The organism is Shewanella sp. 10N.261.52.F9, assembly GCF_041471165.1.
In the GTDB taxonomy this organism is placed as follows: Bacteria; Pseudomonadota; Gammaproteobacteria; order Enterobacterales; family Shewanellaceae; genus Shewanella; species Shewanella marinintestina.
Genome location: NZ_JBFRNX010000029.1, coordinates 1 through 17,810 on the forward strand (window position 1 = coordinate 1; position 17,810 = coordinate 17,810).

Annotated in this window: 15 protein-coding genes; 8 read left to right on the plus strand and 7 right to left on the minus strand. The window is 41.7% G+C overall.

Annotated elements, in window-relative coordinates; all coding sequences use genetic code 11:
- Positions 1–244 precede the first annotated feature (244 nt).
- Positions 245–823, minus strand: coding sequence for a DNA-3-methyladenine glycosylase I (locus AB4298_RS18630; protein WP_371987877.1), 579 nt, complete (start codon positions 821–823; stop codon positions 245–247).
- A gap of 117 nt (positions 824–940) precedes the next feature.
- Between AB4298_RS18630 and glyQ the strand changes: the two genes are divergently transcribed.
- Positions 941–1,846 (plus strand): glycine--tRNA ligase subunit alpha, encoded by a 906-nt coding sequence (glyQ, locus tag AB4298_RS18635; protein ID WP_249000579.1) that lies wholly within the window; start codon positions 941–943, stop codon positions 1,844–1,846.
- Between the two features lie 11 nt (positions 1,847–1,857).
- Entirely contained in the window at positions 1,858–3,927 is a 2,070-nt protein-coding gene (glyS, locus tag AB4298_RS18640) for a glycine--tRNA ligase subunit beta (protein ID WP_249000580.1), read from the plus strand.
- A 62-nt stretch (positions 3,928–3,989) separates the two neighbouring features.
- Here glyS and AB4298_RS18645 read toward each other — a convergent pair whose 3' ends face one another.
- From AB4298_RS18645 to dnaA, 5 genes are all read right to left on the minus strand, one after another.
- Positions 3,990–5,039, minus strand: a complete 1,050-nt coding sequence (locus AB4298_RS18645; RefSeq protein ID WP_371987879.1) for an HDOD domain-containing protein — start codon at positions 5,037–5,039, stop codon at positions 3,990–3,992.
- Between the two features lie 93 nt (positions 5,040–5,132).
- Positions 5,133–7,550 carry a DNA topoisomerase (ATP-hydrolyzing) subunit B gene (gene gyrB / locus AB4298_RS18650; RefSeq protein WP_249000582.1) on the minus strand — a complete coding sequence of 806 codons (2,418 nt, stop codon included), beginning with the start codon at positions 7,548–7,550 and terminating at the stop codon, positions 5,133–5,135.
- A gap of 16 nt (positions 7,551–7,566) precedes the next feature.
- Entirely contained in the window at positions 7,567–8,649 is a 1,083-nt protein-coding gene (recF, locus tag AB4298_RS18655; RefSeq protein ID WP_249000583.1) for a DNA replication/repair protein RecF, read from the minus strand.
- A 116-nt stretch (positions 8,650–8,765) separates the two neighbouring features.
- A complete protein-coding gene (gene dnaN, locus AB4298_RS18660) occupies positions 8,766–9,866 on the minus strand; it encodes a DNA polymerase III subunit beta (RefSeq protein ID WP_371987880.1) in 1,101 nt (366 codons plus the stop codon).
- Between the two features lie 19 nt (positions 9,867–9,885).
- The gene (gene dnaA, locus AB4298_RS18665) at positions 9,886–11,271 is read right to left on the minus strand and encodes a chromosomal replication initiator protein DnaA (RefSeq protein WP_202723631.1); all 1,386 of its coding nucleotides are present in this window, start codon (positions 11,269–11,271) and stop codon (positions 9,886–9,888) included.
- A 444-nt stretch (positions 11,272–11,715) separates the two neighbouring features.
- Between dnaA and rpmH the strand changes: the two genes are divergently transcribed.
- The 5 genes from rpmH (at position 11,716) to mnmE (ending at position 15,626) form a co-directional block, all read left to right on the plus strand.
- The gene (rpmH, locus tag AB4298_RS18670) at positions 11,716–11,853 is read left to right on the plus strand and encodes a 50S ribosomal protein L34 (RefSeq protein ID WP_011867659.1); all 138 of its coding nucleotides are present in this window, start codon (positions 11,716–11,718) and stop codon (positions 11,851–11,853) included.
- A gap of 14 nt (positions 11,854–11,867) precedes the next feature.
- Positions 11,868–12,224: a ribonuclease P protein component gene (rnpA, locus tag AB4298_RS18675; protein ID WP_249000585.1), complete on the plus strand. Its 357-nt coding sequence runs from the start codon at positions 11,868–11,870 to the stop codon at positions 12,222–12,224.
- A complete protein-coding gene (yidD, locus tag AB4298_RS18680; protein WP_249000586.1) occupies positions 12,191–12,445 on the plus strand; it encodes a membrane protein insertion efficiency factor YidD in 255 nt (84 codons plus the stop codon). The genes rnpA and yidD overlap by 34 nt, the downstream gene beginning before the upstream one ends.
- Before the next feature lie 3 nt (positions 12,446–12,448).
- On the plus strand, positions 12,449–14,086 hold the full coding sequence (gene yidC / locus AB4298_RS18685) for a membrane protein insertase YidC (RefSeq protein WP_249000587.1): 1,638 nt from the start codon (positions 12,449–12,451) through the stop codon (positions 14,084–14,086).
- A 178-nt stretch (positions 14,087–14,264) separates the two neighbouring features.
- Positions 14,265–15,626: a tRNA uridine-5-carboxymethylaminomethyl(34) synthesis GTPase MnmE gene (gene mnmE, locus AB4298_RS18690; RefSeq protein ID WP_371987883.1), complete on the plus strand. Its 1,362-nt coding sequence runs from the start codon at positions 14,265–14,267 to the stop codon at positions 15,624–15,626.
- A 697-nt stretch (positions 15,627–16,323) separates the two neighbouring features.
- Here mnmE and AB4298_RS18695 read toward each other — a convergent pair.
- A complete protein-coding gene (locus tag AB4298_RS18695) occupies positions 16,324–16,839 on the minus strand; it encodes a type II secretion system protein (protein WP_371987885.1) in 516 nt (171 codons plus the stop codon).
- 281 nt (positions 16,840–17,120) lie between these two features.
- Here AB4298_RS18695 and AB4298_RS18700 point away from each other — a divergent pair, with 281 nt between their 5' ends.
- Positions 17,121–17,765 (plus strand): LysE family translocator, encoded by a 645-nt coding sequence (locus AB4298_RS18700; RefSeq protein WP_371987887.1) that lies wholly within the window; start codon positions 17,121–17,123, stop codon positions 17,763–17,765.
- Positions 17,766–17,810: the final 45 nt, after the last annotated feature.

A 17,810-nucleotide genomic window follows, 5' to 3' on the forward strand; every position in this document is an offset into this window, starting at 1 on the left:
GGTTCTAGGTTCTAGGTTCTAGCATTAATCTAACAGCCCTAACCTTTATTACTCATTTATATTTTTAGAATTTCTAAGAATGTGTAAGTGCTGTGGACTATGACTCTTTTCTGATTCCCTGAGAAAATTTATATATCACTTAATTGAAGGGCTAAAGCCCGAACTACAAAATAAAACTTTTTATTCTTTACCGTCAGCGAAGCATTCGCCTCTGCTTTGCCTTTCCTAGTCCCTAGGATCTTTCTTAGCTTTTCCTAGTACCTTCTTCACCATAACAAAAACAATCAGAGGTGTGGTCATTCACCATTCCGACCGCCTGCATAAAGGCATAACAAATTGTTGGCCCTACGAAATTGAAGCCCATCTTTTTAAGTGCTTTAGACATAGCTTCTGATTCAGTGGTTTGTGCTGGAACTTGTTGCACCGACTCAAAGTGGTTCGCCTTGGGACTACCACCAACAAACTCCCACAAGAATTTAGAAAAATCATTGCCCTGCTCGGTATAAACCAAATAAGCTTTAGCATTTTTAATGATTGAATTTACTTTGAGGCGATTACGTACAATTCCAGGATTGAGCATTAGCTCTTCAACTTTCTCATCATCAAAAGTCGCAATAATCTTAGGCTCGAAATTAGCAAATGCGGCCTCATAATTTTGCTGTTTTTTGAGGATAGTAATCCAAGATAATCCCGCTTGTTGGCCATCTAAACACAGCTTTTCAAACAGCTCTCGGCTGTCATAAACCGGCCTGCCCCAAACTTTGTCATGGTACTCTTGATAGATAGGATCTTGTCCTACCCAAGCACAACGTGTCACTTCCATTGCTATTTCCCTAATTTTTTAACCTAACAGATAAAAAATAACCTACATAAGCGTAATTCTACAAGGTATAATCGATACCATTTTCTATTAAAGCTTCCAGGCAGTAGACAAGCGGATATGACGACCAAACACGACGTAAAAACATTCCAGGGTTTTATTATGACCCTACAGGAATACTGGGCGCAGCAAGGTTGCGCAATTGTTCAACCATTAGATATGGAAGTCGGTGCAGGCACATTCCACCCTATGACTTTCCTTAGAGCGCTAGGCCCAGAGCCGATGAGTTGTGCCTATGTACAACCAAGTCGTCGTCCTACCGATGGCCGCTACGGTGACAACCCAAACCGTCTACAGCACTTTTATCAGTATCAAGTAGTACTAAAACCTTCTCCTGATAACATCCAAGAGCTATATCTTGGATCGTTAGAAGCTGCAGGCATCGACATGGACATCCATGATGTTCGCTTTGTTGAAGACAACTGGGAATCACCAACTCTTGGTGCCTGGGGTCTAGGCTGGGAAGTTTGGTTGAACGGCATGGAAGTCTCTCAGTTTACTTACTTCCAGCAAGTCGGTGGACTTGAGTGTAAACCGGTCACGGGTGAAATCACATACGGTCTAGAGCGTCTTGCTATGTATATCCAAGAAGTGGATAACGTTTATGATCTAGTATGGACTGACGGCCCAATGGGCAAAGTTATGTATGGCGATATCTTCCATCAGAATGAAGTTGAGCAATCTGCTTATAACTTTGAACATGCCAATGTTGAAGTCTTATTTAGAGCATTTGATGACTGTGAAGTTGCTTGTCAGCACCTTCTCACATTAGAAAAACCTCTCGCCTTGCCTGCTTATGAGCAGGTAATGAAAGCCTCTCACGCATTCAACCTACTTGATGCTCGCCATGCAATCTCAGTTACTGAGCGCCAGCGTTACATTTTACGCGTTCGCACCATGGCTAAAGGCGTGGCTGAAGCTTACTATCAATCTCGTGAAGCACTTGGCTTCCCTATCGGTAAGTAGAGGATTAACTGATGAATTTTGAAAACTTACTGATTGAAGTCGGTACAGAAGAACTACCTCCAAAGTCACTGCGTAAACTAGCTGAATCATTTCTAGCTAATTTTACTGAAGAGCTAACTAAAGCTGAATTGAGCTTTGAGTCTGCAGTATGGCACGCTGCGCCACGTCGCTTAGCTATTTGTATCAACCAACTTGCGCTAGCACAAGCAGACAAAGTGGTTGAAAAGCGCGGTCCAGCGGTAGCTCAAGCTTTTGATGCTGACGGTAACCCGACTAAAGCCGCTATGGGCTGGGCTCGTGGTAACGGTATTACTGTTGAGCAAGCTGAGCGTTTAAAGACGGATAAAGGCGAATGGCTACTGCACCAAGCTCGCGTTGTTGGTGTTGAAACTAAAAGCCTAATCGCCGATATGGCGCAGCGCTCATTAGACAAGTTACCGATCCCAAAGCCAATGCGCTGGGGTAGCAACACAACTCAGTTTATCCGCCCTGTTCACACTGTAACTATGCTACTGGGTAGTGAAGTGGTTGATGGCGAATTACTAGGTATTAAATCTGACCGCGTTGTTCGTGGCCACCGCTTTATGGGTGAATCTAGCTTTGAGCTAGATCATGCAGACAACTATTTAATCGCACTTAAAGAGAAAGGCAAAGTACTCGCAGATTACGAAGCACGTAAAGCGATTATCAAAACTGATGCTGAAGCGGCTGCCACTAAAATTGGCGGTGTAGCTGATCTAGAAGATGATTTACTGGAAGAAGTGACTTCACTCGTTGAGTGGCCTGTTGTGCTTACAGCAAGCTTCGAAGAAAAGTTCTTAGACGTACCAGCAGAAGCCTTGGTTTACACCATGAAAGGTGATCAAAAGTACTTCCCTGTATTTGATAAGACTGGCCAACTGCTACCTAACTTTATCTTCGTGACTAACATCGAATCTAAAGATCCACAGCAGATTATTGCAGGTAACGAGAAAGTGGTTCGTCCACGTCTTGCCGATGCTGAGTTCTTCTTTGAAACCGATAAGAAAGACACACTAGAAGCTCGCCTTGCTAGCCTAGAAACAGTTATTTTCCAAAAGCAACTTGGCACAATTAAGCAACGCGTTGAGCGTATCTCTGCTATGGCAGGTTACATTGCTACTAGCATTGATGCTAACAGCGAAGAAGCCGCACGTGCAGGTCTATTATCAAAGTCAGATTTGATGACTAACATGGTAATGGAGTTTACTGACCTTCAAGGCACCATGGGTATGCATTACGCACGCCTAAACGGTGAAACTGAAGCGGTAGCTGTAGCACTGTCTGAACAATATAAGCCTAAGTTTTCTGGCGATACCGTACCAACTGCACCAATCTCAATTTGTGTGGCATTAGCTGAAAAGCTAGATACATTAGTAGGTATCTTTGGTATTGGCCAAGCACCAAAAGGTGCTGCGGATCCATTTGCACTGCGTCGTGCTGCAATTGGTGTGCTTCGTATCTGTTTAGAAAACAATTTACCACTAGATCTTGTAGACCTAATTGCTAAGGCACAAGAGCTACACGGTGAAAACCTAACTAACGATGATGTTGCAGAGCAAGTGCTTGAGTTCTTTATGGCTCGCTTCCGTGCTTGGTATCAAGATCAGGGTGTAAGTGTAGATGTGATCTTAGCCGTACTGGCTCGTCGCCCTACTGCTCCTGCAGATTTTGAAAGCCGCATTAAAGCTGTTGCTCACTTCAGAACACTTGAGCAAGCTTCTGCTCTAGCTGCTGCTAACAAGCGTGTATCTAACATTTTAGCTAAAGTTGAAGGTGAGCTACCAGCTGCTATCGATGACAAGCTACTTGTTGAATCTGCTGAAAAAGCACTGGCTGAAAAGCTTGCAGAATTACACCCACAATTGGCGCCGCTATTTGCTGCCGCTAACTACCAAGAAGCATTAGCACTCCTAGCAAGTCTACGTGAAAGTGTTGATACCTTCTTTGAAGATGTGATGGTAATGGCTGATGATGAAGCACTTAAGAACAACCGTTTAGCACTACTTTCTAGCCTACGCGAGCAGTTCTTACATGCCGCGGATATCTCGTTACTTCAATAAGTAATAAGCAGATATAAAAAACGCGCCTAAGGCGCGTTTTTTTATTGTTCTAAGTTACACTATCAAAATAGTACCAGCTTCTCATGCAATAGATTAAATGTATCACTGTCTATACCTGCATCATATAACAACCTATCTAATTGCTCTGGCTGTAACTTACCCGCCTCAATTAACATAGAGCATTCACTAATTAGATTAGCACGCCAAATCACGTCAGCAAGGCCCCCAGCAGGCTTGGTATCAACAACTGCAAGTCGACTAAGCTCTGATTCAAACAACGATGGTAGCTCCCAGTAACGGGCAAGTAAGGCGCTCAAACTTAAAGACTTAGTGGTCATAACCTGTCTAAACAAACTAGAACATGGCTGTTCACCAGGTTCAGCCTGTTTAAAGGCTTCTAACAATAATTTAAAAATAGCTATCTTACCCACATCGTGCAGTAAGCCGAGTAGAAATGCACTATCAGGATCTTCGTCTGTTAACTCACTTGCGAGGTAAGCCACTTGCATTGAATGACGCCAAATTTGGCTACCAAAACGCCTAAAGTATATTGGTTTAACTTCAATAATCTTGCGCATCATAACGCTAGTGACAAAACGGCGGATCTGGTCTCTTCCCAGCTGAACCAATGCTAGTTGCAGGCTAGTGACTTCTTTATCACTGCGTTTAAATAATGGTGAGTTGCACAGTTTAAGCACTTCGACACTTAATACAGGATCTTTCTCTATTAATGCCAATAGCGCTTTAGTATCACAACTTTCATCCGCAAGTTGCTTGTCTAATGCGGCAACCTGAGTTGGCATTTTAAGTACGCGCTCAGCAATTGCCTTAGGCGAGGCTAACGCAGCCTCTACGCGTCTAAAAACGCTTTTTTCAAGCTCATTAGCGGTACCGTTTAACTGTGTGCTTGGAAATAGTAAGCTATAAAACAATGCAGAGAGGTCGATAGCTACAACAGGATTATCAACTTTAGATTGAGCTGCTACTGTTACACGGGGAGTTTCACTCGATATAGGCTGAAAATGCTCCATAGAGCCACTAAAACTCTTTGGCTTTTCTATTACCACCTGCTCTCTGATATTAAATAGTTTTCTGAACGCTTTACTGAACAATTTATTATGACCGGGTACTGGGTTGTTAACAAAAAAATCGGTGCCTATAGCACCGATTTTACTCTATCGTTAAGTTTACCTACAAAAATAAACTTAAACGTCGAGGTTTGCCACATTAAGCGCATTAGCTTCAATAAAGTCGCGACGCGGCTCAACTTGATCACCCATCAAACAAGTAAACAGCTGATCAGCTCCAATCGCATCTTCAATTGTTACTTGCAACATACGGCGAGATTCTGGATCCATTGTAGTTTCCCACAATTGCTCAGGGTTCATTTCACCCAATCCTTTATAACGCTGGATGTATAAGCCACGCTTAGACTCGTTCATCAACCAATCTAATGCTTCGACGAAGCTCACGACATCTTTAGTACGCTCACCACGTTGCACATAACCACCGTCTTCAATTAGGCCATTGATTTCAGCACCCATCTTAACGATGCGCTGGTAATCAGTAGACTGGAAGAAGTCGTATGAGAACATATAGTGGGTATCAATACCATGCTTACGAATCGTAATCTTAGGCAGATAAACTTGACGCTCAGGATCTAGAACTGGCTCAGCACTATATAAAATACCGCCAGTTTCTTTATCTATAAGATCAGCAACAAATACGTCAGCCCAAGCTTTAACTTGTGCTTCATCAGCTAACACTTCATTGGTAATAGCTGGATGATAAAGCATTAGATCAGTGATGTTGGTTGGGTAACGTTGCTCTAAACGAGCAATGATAGCTTCCACTTCACGATACTGATTAACCAAACGCTCTAATGGCTGACCAGACATGCCTGGTGCACCTTGCGATGGGTAGATATTGGCATTATCAAGTGCTTGAGTTGTTAAGTACTCTGTCAATGCAGGATCATCTTTCAGATACTGCTCTTGCTTACCCTTTTTAACCTTATATAGCGGAGGCTGTGCGATATACACATAACCACGCTCAATAAGCTCAGGCATTTGACGGAAGAAGAAGGTCAACAGCAATGTACGAATGTGCGAGCCGTCGACGTCAGCATCGGTCATGATAACGATGTTATGGTAACGAGTCTTATCTGGGTCGTATTCGTCACGGCCAATACCACAACCTAGTGCAGTAATTAGCGTGGCAACTTCTTGAGAAGATAGCATCTTATCAAAACGTGCTTTTTCAACGTTTAAGATCTTACCTTTTAGTGGCAGAATAGCTTGGTTCTTACGGTTACGTCCCTGCTTGGCGCTACCGCCAGCAGAGTCCCCTTCCACTATGTAAATTTCAGAAAGACCAGGATCTTTCTCTTGGCAGTCAGCAAGTTTACCAGGCAAACCACCTAAATCTAATGCACCTTTACGGCGAGTCATTTCACGTGCTTTACGTGCGGCTTCACGAGCACGCGCAGCATCGATAATCTTACCAACAATCATCTTAGCTTCGTTTGGATGTTCCATTAGGTAATCACCCAATTGTTCACCCATTGTCTGCTCAACAGCTGACTTTACTTCACTTGAAACAAGCTTGTCTTTCGTCTGAGAACTGAACTTAGGATCTGGAACTTTAACAGAGATAACAGCAGTTAGACCTTCACGTGCATCGTCACCCGTTGCACCAGTCTTACCTTTCTTGTTATAGCCTTCACGTTCCATGTAGTTGTTCAAGTTACGTGTCAACGCACCACGGAAGCCAGCTAAGTGGGTACCACCATCGCGCTGAGGAATGTTGTTAGTAAAACAGAAGATGTTTTCTTGGAAGCCATCGTTCCACTGCATAGCGACTTCAACAGTAATACCGTCGTCACGCTCTTGGATAAAGTGAAACACTTCTTTGTTTACTGGTGTTTTATTAACGTTTAAGTAGTCAACAAATGCACTGATACCACCTTCATACTTGAAGAATTCATCGCGGTTATCACGCTCATCAACTAAACGAATACCAACACCTGAGTTCAGGAAAGATAATTCACGAACACGTTTAGCTAAAATATCGAAGTGGAACAAGACATCAGAGAAAGTCTCTGCGCTTGGCCAAAAACGGATTTCAGTACCCGTCTTCGTTGCTTCGCCAATAGCAGTAATTGGCGCATCAGGTACACCATGAGTGTAAAACTGCTCATATACCTTGCCGTCACGACGAATAGTCATCTGCAGCTTAGAAGATAGCGCGTTTACAACTGACACACCAACACCGTGCAAACCGCCCGATACTTTATAAGAGTTATCATCGAATTTACCACCGGCGTGAAGTACGGTCATAATAACTTCAGCAGCAGAGATACCTTCCTCTTCGTGGATAGATACCGGAATACCACGACCGTCATCGCGAACCGATACAGAACCATCTGCATGGATTGTGATAATAACGTCGTTACAGTGGCCCGCTAACGCTTCATCGATAGAGTTATCGACTACTTCGAATACCATGTGATGTAGACCTGTACCATCATCAGTATCACCAATGTACATGCCTGGTCTTTTACGTACCGCATCAAGGCCCTTTAGAACCTTAATACTCGAAGAATCATAACTATTCTCTGACATATTATTCTCTCGTCGGTTATTCAATTACCGTTACACAACCGTGTTCCACATGGAACATCTTACTTGGCGGCGTGATTAACGAATCCACTATCGCTGCAGGCTCAATAGCCGTGACAAAAACTTGTGCCCCGGTATCAGCTAATTGCTGTAACAATAGTTTTCTATGCTTTGCATCCAATTCCGATGGAAGGTCATCCACCAGATAAATACTTTTTTTATCTATTTGTTGTTTTAGCAACTTTCCCTGTGCAATGCGTAATGCACAGACTAATAATTTCAGCTGACCACGAGATAAAGCGTCTTGTGCCGGTAGGGTTCCTACCCGCAAACGTAAATCGGCTTTATGTGGCCCACTGACGGTATAGCCTGTGGCTAAATCTCTAGGATATTGCGTCTCGAGTAGCTGTGCATACTCGGTTTTAGCATCCCATCCTCGGGTAAAAGAAACCTTAACATCAACCTGAGGTAAAAACTCTCCGATTATACCCTTAAGTAGCTCATTTAACGAGTCTACATATTGCTTTCTTATGTCAGTTACCAGTTCAGCATAGCGAATAAATTCTTTATCCCAGAATTGTATTGAACTATAGGGTGAACCATCTCTTAGTAGCTGATTTCGCTGTTTTAAAATTCGGCGAACATTGACCCAAGCGGCATAAAAGCGTGGATCAGAATGAAATGCCCCCCAATCAATAAACTGCCGTCTTGATTTTGGCCCTTCAAAAAGTAAAGAAAAGCTTTCAGGGGTGATCACCTGAATAGGTAAAGTTTCAGCTAATGTCGATAAACGTTTTACTTTATCACCATTAATTTTAACTTCAATATCACCACTTCTAAAACGACGTAAGCCAATTTTGCTCAGCTCTTCTCCGCTTTGCATATTAGCAAATAGCGTTAAAGCATCTGAGTCATTATTGATAACCCTTTGCGATAAATGACTGCGAAAAGAACGTCCCATACCAAGAAAGTAAATAGCTTCTAAGATACTGGTCTTGCCACTACCGTTGTGGCCATAAATAAGATTTAAACCATCACTCGGCTCTAGTTTGGCAGAGGTTATATTGCGAAAAGATTCAATATGAAGACGGTTAAGACTCATTAATAACCTTATGACTGCGAGGGGGAAAAGCTAAGGGGAGTAATACAATTAACCAGATAAAGACATTAGAGTCGTTTATCTGGTTAACCATATACGAAGATATAACAGCGTAAGTACTACAAACGCATTGGCATAACAACATACATAGAATCTTGTTCTATGTGATTGTCGATTAATGCACTTGAGTTACCATCAATCAAGGTAATACGCACATCATCAGAAGGCAGGTTATTCAATACGTCGAGTAAATAACTAACGTTAAAACCAATCTCTAATGGTGTGTTTTCATATTCAACATCTAAGATCTCTTCCGCCTCTTCCTGTTCAGGGTTATTAGCAGTGATCTTAATTAAATTGTTTTCCAGCTGGACACGTACACCACGGAACTTCTCATTCGACAGAATAGAAGCACGCAGTAATGCTTGCTTTAGCTGTAGTCGGCTGGCTATCACTATCTTGTCGCCACCTTTGGGTAGCACTCGACGGTAATCAGGAAAACGACCATCAACCAACTTACTGGTAAATACCGCTGTAGCAGTTGTCGCTCTAATCGCATTGTCACCAATTGCAATCGTTACGTCTAGATCGTCAGCTTCAAATGAACGCATTAGTTCTAGCACACCTTTACGCGGCACAATCACTTGCTTTTCAGGCAACGTAGCTTCGATTTGGCGATGGCTTAATGCCAAACGATGACCATCCGTAGCGATTGCACGCAGTACATTACCTTCAGTTTCAAGTAACAAACCATTTAAGTAGTAACGTACGTCTTGGTTAGCCATAGAGAACTGCGTTGAATCAATCAACGACTTCATCGTACCTTGCTTGAGCGTAAACTCAATTTCCGCTTCAAATGCTTCTACATTTGGATATTCTTCAGCAGGCAAAGTCGCTAATGTAAAACGACTACGACCTGAGCGTAATAATAAGCGATTTTCTTGCTGCTCAACCTTAAGCTCAACCTGATCGGGTAAAGACTTAACAATATCCAAAAACTTCTTCGCAGGAACTGTTGTACGACCTTCAACGATGTCGCCTTCAAGTTGTACTTCACCGACTAATTCAACTTCTAAATCAGTACCGGTCAACTTAAGTGAGTGATTACTCACTTCAACTAAAAGGTTTGCCAGGATTGGCAAGTTGTGACGTCTTTCTACCGCACCACTAACAAGTTGTAACGGTTTTAGTAAGGCGTCCCTATCAATTGAAAATTTCATTGGTTCAATATCCCTGATATTAAGAAGATAAAGTTCTTATCAAGTTAGCATAATCTTCTTTAATGTCATGACTTTCTTCACGCAACTGCGCAATTTTACGACAAGCGTGTAATACAGTTGTGTGGTCACGACCACCAAATGCATCACCAATTTCAGGTAAGCTTTGGTTAGTTAACTCTTTAGATAACGCCATTGCCATCTGTCTTGGTCGTGCCACACTACGTGAACGACGCTTAGATAACATGTCAGCCATCTTAATCTTGTAATATTCTGCGACTGTTTTTTGAATATTATCGATAGTAACTAACTTCTCTTGTAGAGCCAGTAAGTCACGTAGTGCTTCACGCACAAAGTCGATAGTAATCGGACGACCAGTAAAGTTAGCGTTGGCAATAACACGATTCAATGCCCCTTCAAGCTCACGTACGTTTGAACGTAAACGCTTAGCAATAAAGAAAGCCACTTCATCAGGTAAGTTAATGCCACTCTCTTGTGCTTTTCGCATCAAGATCGCCACACGGGTTTCTAACTCTGGTGGCTCAATAGCAACCGTTAGACCCCAGCCAAAACGCGATTTAAGACGATCTTCTACACCATCGATCTCTTTCGGGTATTTATCCGACGTCAAAATGATCTGGTGATTACCTTCTAACAATGCGTTAAAGGTATGGAAGAACTCTTCTTGAGATCTATCTTTGTTAGCGAAGAATTGGATGTCATCAATAAAGAGAGCATCAACGCTACGGTAGTAACGCTTAAACTCTTCGATAGCGTTATTTTGTAACGCCTTAACCATGTCTTGCACAAAACGCTCAGAATGCATGTAAACCACTTTTGCATCTGGCTTATTTTTAATAATTCCATTACCAACAGCATGCAATAGGTGAGTCTTACCTAGACCCGTGCCGCCATAAAGGAACAACGGGTTATAAGCACCACCAGGATTTTCAGCCACCTGCAAAGCAGCCGCTTTACCTAATTGGTTTGATTTACCTTCAACAAAGTTATCAAACTGGTAAGTCGGATTAATGTTACTGCGATGATTAGCATTAGCCATTGGCTCTGCGTGCGGAGTATTAAAAGAAGGTTTAGCGACTTCTCTACTAGCAGGTCTGCTAGTTCTTACTGCAGCAGTGGCCTGAACAACTGGTTTAGCCGACGGACGGCTACCGATATCAAAACGCAAACTTGGCGCATCGTTACCCATTTGTTCAGTAAAAAATTGGTTGATGATATTTAGGTATTTATCCCTAACCCAATCCAACACAAAACGATTAGGCGCATAGATGACGAGCGTATCGCCTTCCATTTCTGCTTGTAACGGTCTTATCCACATACTGAATTGCTGAGCAGAAAGCTCATCTTGCAGCCTTGCGATACATTGTTGCCAAAGTGAAACCGCCACTAGTTATCCCCAAAAGATCATACAAAAGAGGCCTATTCTATAATGAGATCACGCTGATCGCTATCCTTTAAATAGATTTATCCCCAGATAGATCAACTATTCATTAAGATCACGATCTTAAAAGATCCATTGCGATCAAAAAATATCAATTTCACAGCAAATCCAGCTTTATAAAGCGATCCAGTTCGATCTATAATAAATAGCTTTCGATCTGCTATTTGATCTACAAAACCACAAGATGTAGTGGTAACTCACAGAGTTATCCACACATTATAGTGGAGTAAAACAGTCGAAGTATTTCCTGAGGAACTAATATTTAATCACTTGCACTGATTGATAGTTGACGTGCATAACTAAAGTGATTACAATTCGGCCTCTTTTTTGCCCTTAGTTCTATTTTATAGGATTTAAGGATTATTAACCTAACAAAGACGGATTGCCATAATGAGTAAACGTACTTTTCAACCTAGCAACCTGAAGCGCAAGCGTTCTCACGGCTTCCGCGCTCGTATGGCTACTGTAGGTGGCCGTAAGGTCATCGCACGTCGCCGTGCTAAAGGTCGCGCTCGTCTTTCTGCGTAATCGTAGAAATGCAAGTGACTAGCTATACCTTTACGCGGGAGTTACGTTTGTTAACTCCCGCGCAATTTAAATCTGTATTTACCAAACCTATCAAAGCGTCCTCCGCTGAAATAACCTTACTTGCAATTCCTAATTCTGAACAACATCCTCGTTTAGGACTAACTGTTGCCAAGCGTTATGTCAAAAAAGCAAATCAACGTAACCGTATTAAACGTGTCATTAGAGATAATTTCCGTTTACACCAGCATGATCTACCCGCTGTGGATATCGTTGTACTTGTCAGAAATGGCGTGCTTGATATGGAAAACGCAGAACTTAAAAACTTAGTAGAAAAGCTATGGCGAAAACTCTCTCGCCGTTACAATGGCTAGCAACTACGATTATTCGTGGTTACCAACTACTCATAAGCCCCATGCTGGGGCCTCGTTGTCGCTTTAATCCAACGTGTTCACATTACGCAATCGAAGCAATTCGTTTGCATGGAGTGGTGAAAGGGTGTTGGTTTGCAGCAAAACGCATATTAAGATGTCACCCTTTACATCCGGGCGGTGAAGACCCCGTCCCTAACAAAAAACATAGGTGCGATAAATAGGTTATGGAATCTCAACGCAATATATTGCTGATCGGTTTGCTGTTTGTCAGCTTTCTACTGTGGCAACAGTGGCAAGCAGATCAAGCGCCTCAACCAGTGGCAGCAGCTCAAACACAATCTTCTATCCCAGCTTCTACTGTAGCTGACGCCCATAGTTCAGACGTACCTGACGCTGATTCAGCAGTGCCTGAAGCGACTCCAGCATCTAAAGAACTAATCACCGTATTTACTGACCAACTAGAAATCAAAATTGATCCAGTTGGCGGTGATATTGTTTATTCTGCACTACTTTCTCATAAACTTGAGGAAAACGGTGACGACCCATTCGTCCTGCTAGAGCAAACAAATGATATCTATTACATCGCGCAAAGTGGCCTTATTGGTCGTGACGGTATCGACAGCAGTGTAAAAGGTCGAGCTCACTTTGATAGCGCTTCACGTGAGTACAAATTGGCTGATGGCCAAGACACTCTTAACGTGCCACTAACTTATGTTAGTGATAAAGGCGTGACTTATACCAAAGTTTTCGTTTTCACTCGTGGTAAGTACAACATCGCTGTTGATTATAAAATCAACAACACTTCTGATGCTCAGCTTCAAGTTCAAATGTATGGACAAATCAAGCACAGCATTAAGAAGAGCGAAAGCAGCATGATGATGCCTACTTATCGTGGTGGTGCATTCTCTACAGCGGATACTCGCTACGAGAAATATAGCTTCGATGATATGGCAGATAAAAACCTCGACAAGTCAACACTTGGCGGCTGGGTTGCGATGCTACAACATTACTTCGTATCTGCATGGGTACCACCTGCGAATGATAAGAACATTATCTTCTCAAGTGTGAGTGCTGGTGGCCTAGCTAACATAGGTTTCCGTGGTGCGCTATATGATATCGCACCGGGTACAGAGCAAAGCATTAAAGCTGAATTCTATGTAGGTCCTAAAGATCAAGAAGCTCTTTCTGCGCTATCAGATTCTTTGAATCTCGTAGTTGATTACGGTTTCCTATGGTGGCTAGCAGTTCCTATTTACAAACTATTGATGTTCTTCCAGTCAATCGTAGGTAACTGGGGTCTTGCAATTATTCTAATCACACTTACAGTTCGCGGTATGTTATACCCGCTAACGAAAGCGCAATACACCTCTATGGCGAAAATGCGTAATCTACAGCCTAAGCTTGCTGAACTGAAAGAGCGTTTTGGTGATGACCGTCAGAAGATGGGTCAAGCTATGATGGAACTGTACAAGAAAGAGAAAGTTAACCCTATGGGTGGCTGTCTTCCAATCTTGCTACAGATGCCAATTTTCATCGCACTGTATTGGGTATTACTAGAAAGTGTTGAATTGCGTCACGCACCGTTCATGCTTTGGATTACTGACTTATCAGTACAAGATCCATACTATGTAATGCCAATCTTAATGGGTATCTCGATGTTCGTTATGCAGAAAATGCAGCCAATGGCACCGACTATGGACCCAATGCAAGTTAAGATGATGCAGTGGATGCCAGTAATCTTTACCGTATTCTTCCTATGGTTCCCAGCAGGTCTGGTTCTATATTGGTTGGTAGGTAACTTAGTAGCGATTACTCAGCAAAAAATTATCTATGCGGGTCTAGAGAAAAAAGGGTTAAAATAACCCTTAGCTCAGACTAACAAAAAGCGGTCAATACTGAGTATTGACCGCTTTTTTGCTTTCTATGTAGACATAATATTTTTATATACTTAGCTGATAAAACCATTATCCAAGATGATACAAACCAATAGTGGCTGCTTAGTATAAGCAAATAACTGAAAATCAGATTAGGAAAACAGTAATGACAACCGATACTATCGTGGCACAAGCAACCGCACCAGGGCGCGGTGGTGTAGGTATTATTCGTGTATCAGGCGACTTAGCCACCAATGTTGCAATGACAGTTTTAGGCCATATACCTAAAACTCGTTATGCTGATTACTGTGACTTTAAAGATGATAACGGTGAAGTCATCGATCAAGGTATCGCGTTATTCTTTAAGGGGCCTAACTCATTCACCGGTGAAGACGTACTGGAGCTACAAGGTCACGGCGGCCAAATAGTTCTCGATATGCTGATTAAGCGTGTTATGGAAGTCGAAGGTTTACGTATCGCCAAGCCAGGTGAGTTCAGTGAACAAGCCTTTATGAATGATAAGCTCGATCTGACTCAAGCCGAAGCGATTGCCGACCTAATTGACGCCACCAGTGAACAAGCAGCTAAGAGCGCGCTTAACTCGCTTCAGGGCGAATTTTCAACTCAGGTACATGACTTAGTCGAAAAGGTCACTAACCTACGTTTATACGTCGAAGCAGCCATTGATTTTCCAGATGAAGAAGTCGACTTCTTATCAGATGGTAAAATTGCCGCTTCTTTAAATGGCATTATTGGCCAATTAGATGGAGTACAGGCCAGCGCTAAGCAAGGTTCAATCATCCGAGAAGGCATGAAAGTCGTGATTGCGGGTCGTCCAAATGCTGGTAAATCAAGCTTATTGAATGCGCTGGCAGGTAAAGAATCGGCAATCGTAACCGAAATAGCCGGTACCACACGTGATGTATTACGTGAACATATCCATTTAGATGGAATGCCATTACACATAATTGATACTGCTGGTTTACGAGATACCATCGACACCGTAGAGAAAATTGGTATCGAGCGTGCTTGGGACGAGATTAAAACCGCCGATCGCGTGCTGTTTATGGTGGATGGCACCACAACCGCAGCCGTAGATCCTCATGAAATTTGGCCAGACTTTATCGATCGTCTGCCAAATAATCTAGGCGTAACCGTTGTTCGCAATAAAGCGGATCTAACAGGTGAAGATCTTGCTGTGACCCAAGAAGCTGGCCATAGCGTTTATCGCATTTCAGCTAAAACAGGTTTGGGCGTTGAAGAACTGAAGCAACACCTCAAATCACTAATGGGTTATCAAAGTAACCTTGAAGGTGGCTTTATCGCCCGTCGTCGTCATTTAGAGGCATTGGATTTAGCAAGCAGCCACTTAATGCTAGGCAAAGAGCAGTTAGAAATTTATCTAGCTGGTGAGTTACTGGCTGAAGAGCTACGCATGTGCCAAATGGCATTATCAGAAATCACTGGTAAGTTCACATCAGATGACCTCCTTGGCAAAATATTCAGTTCATTCTGCATTGGTAAATAAAGCGCACAAAACAAGCACAATATAGCTAAATACTAAGCCACTGTAGCGTTACCTACTGTGGCTTTTTGTTTCACTAAATAGTGATCCTTTGAATTAGTGCGATCAATAATGATCTAAGCCAGAAAATAATGATCGAGATCACCAAATCATAGATAACTATCAACAGAGATATCAACAAGCTAAATAGATCTGTGGATAGATCTATAACCAAACGCCCTCACAACTCTAACCCTTTGTCTAAAAAGGAATATTACTCTAATTAAAAACATGTTCACCTACTTGATAAACTAAAAATATAGATCTTTCAAGATAAGTTATACTCAGAAAAAACGGCAAAAGATCGAACCTCGATATCCACAGGATTTAAAAACAGCAAAAGATAATTTAGACAGCTAAAGTCTGATCAAACTTTTGATTTACTTTACTCAAAAATTGTTGCTCTAAAACTCGACAACAAATCCTCAGAAAAGCGCAGAGGCTTAATCCAAATAAAATAAAAAACCTGTGTCTCATCAGCGAATTAAACGAGCTACTAATAGCCCAAAAAATTAGCGAAGTCTTTTTCGATAAATATCCCTGTAAGTTCCACGTGAAACCTATTACCTATCTCTTATATAAAATTACTATTTACTTTCAATAACATAAACCTATAACAATAAAGTATCTTTGGTAGATAGCCGACACTTTCAATTTTTAATTAACACCCAGAATCGATAATTTCAAATACAGGAGGAATTGTGGGACTCTTCGCCTCTGTGTATTTAAGGTAACAATTATCACCTACAAACTTCTTGGATTGAGTCATAAATTGAATGAAATCATCATTGCCGTTATTTTGAAAATACCAATCAGCAGGTCGTTCAGGGTTAAATTGCGAGTCTTCAAACTTAGCCAATATAAGCTTACTCCAACTATTAGCTGAATCAGCCGCAGGGTAGCCATAAACCAAATCAACTTTTACCCCATCAATAACGATATAGTTTTCTTCACCTTTATTCTTATCAGCTTTAGGTTTATCAGCTAGCCCTTGTATAACCGACTTTGGATAGAGTACATTCATCACTCCGTGCATTTCAGCTTTTAAACCTTTTAGTGACGAAGCTCGAGCATCTGCTTGTAAATCCATAAAACGAGGGGCTGCAACCACTCCAAGAATGGCCAAAATAATAATAGTTACAACTAACTCTATAAGAGTAAAACCATTTTTAAGCATTTAAGTGACAATTTTGTTTAACAGTAGTGGAGCAATAATTATATAAAATAGCGTGTTTTTATAAACTAATTAACGCTTCTATTTCACACTTACTTGCGCCAAAACAAAAAATGATATGAGAATCTAGCAAAGTCAGGCAATCAATTTAGAGTATTTGACCTAGCGTAAACAAAGCCTGCCAATTTAGTCCCCGCTTTTACAAGCTGTATCACTTTCATTCCAATTCGATCAATGTAGAATCCGCGCCTTGTTTCAATCGCAAATTTTGACCCTATATATTTATGATGATCGACTTAGCCTTATTACCACTTTACCTAACAACAGTTGTTGCGCTACTACTTATCCCTGGGCCAGACATGCTGTTAATAGCCAGCTCAAGTTTAAGCTATGGTAAGAAAGTCGGTATTTATGCCAGCTTTGGCAATGCCACGTCAGGGTTGATATTGACATTAGCGGCTGCAATGGGAGTTTCAGCCGTAATAGCAATGAACCCCATAGCATTAGAGATATTAAGAGTCTTAGGTGGAGCCTATCTATTAAAAATGGGCTGGGACTGCATGCGCAGCTCTGCGGCCGAAGCGCCTGAAATAACGCAACAAAAAGATCTCGCTAAGCTATTATACCGACGCGCGGTGTTTAGCAATTTACTTAATCCAAAGGCGTTAATATTCTTCGTATTATTTTTGCCTCAGTTTGTTTCAACTCAGCTCACAGCCAGCTCTGGTGAACAAATGCTGGCACTCGGTTTATTGTTAAACGTAATGGGCTTATTATTTAATTTATTGCTAGTAGCATTGGTGGGTTCAGTAGGAAAACCACTACTGAAAAATGAAAAGTTTAGAACTTATCAAAATAAGTTTATGGGCATAATATTTTTTGTTTTAGCAATATGGCTACTGGCATCACAAGTACAAAATATTAGCTGATTAACGCAAATTATTGACATAAAAAAGCGAGGATAATCCTCGCTT

What these genes read in the sequence shown, in the direction of transcription:
- dnaN (WP_371987880.1), bottom strand. Translation starts at nt 9,866, where the DNA reads ATGAAATTTTCAATTGATAGGGACGCCTTACTAAAACCGTTACAACTT.
- yidC (WP_249000587.1), top strand. Translation starts at nt 12,449, where the DNA reads ATGGAATCTCAACGCAATATATTGCTGATCGGTTTGCTGTTTGTCAGC.
- glyQ (WP_249000579.1), top strand. Translation starts at nt 941, where the DNA reads ATGACGACCAAACACGACGTAAAAACATTCCAGGGTTTTATTATGACC.
- gyrB (WP_249000582.1), bottom strand. Translation starts at nt 7,550, where the DNA reads ATGTCAGAGAATAGTTATGATTCTTCGAGTATTAAGGTTCTAAAGGGC.
- mnmE (WP_371987883.1), top strand. Translation starts at nt 14,265, where the DNA reads ATGACAACCGATACTATCGTGGCACAAGCAACCGCACCAGGGCGCGGT.
- glyS (WP_249000580.1), top strand. Translation starts at nt 1,858, where the DNA reads ATGAATTTTGAAAACTTACTGATTGAAGTCGGTACAGAAGAACTACCT.
- rpmH (WP_011867659.1), top strand. Translation starts at nt 11,716, where the DNA reads ATGAGTAAACGTACTTTTCAACCTAGCAACCTGAAGCGCAAGCGTTCT.
- AB4298_RS18630 (WP_371987877.1), bottom strand. Translation starts at nt 823, where the DNA reads ATGGAAGTGACACGTTGTGCTTGGGTAGGACAAGATCCTATCTATCAA.
- AB4298_RS18700 (WP_371987887.1), top strand. Translation starts at nt 17,121, where the DNA reads ATGATGATCGACTTAGCCTTATTACCACTTTACCTAACAACAGTTGTT.
- recF (WP_249000583.1), bottom strand. Translation starts at nt 8,649, where the DNA reads ATGAGTCTTAACCGTCTTCATATTGAATCTTTTCGCAATATAACCTCT.
- yidD (WP_249000586.1), top strand. Translation starts at nt 12,191, where the DNA reads ATGGCGAAAACTCTCTCGCCGTTACAATGGCTAGCAACTACGATTATT.
- AB4298_RS18695 (WP_371987885.1), bottom strand. Translation starts at nt 16,839, where the DNA reads ATGCTTAAAAATGGTTTTACTCTTATAGAGTTAGTTGTAACTATTATT.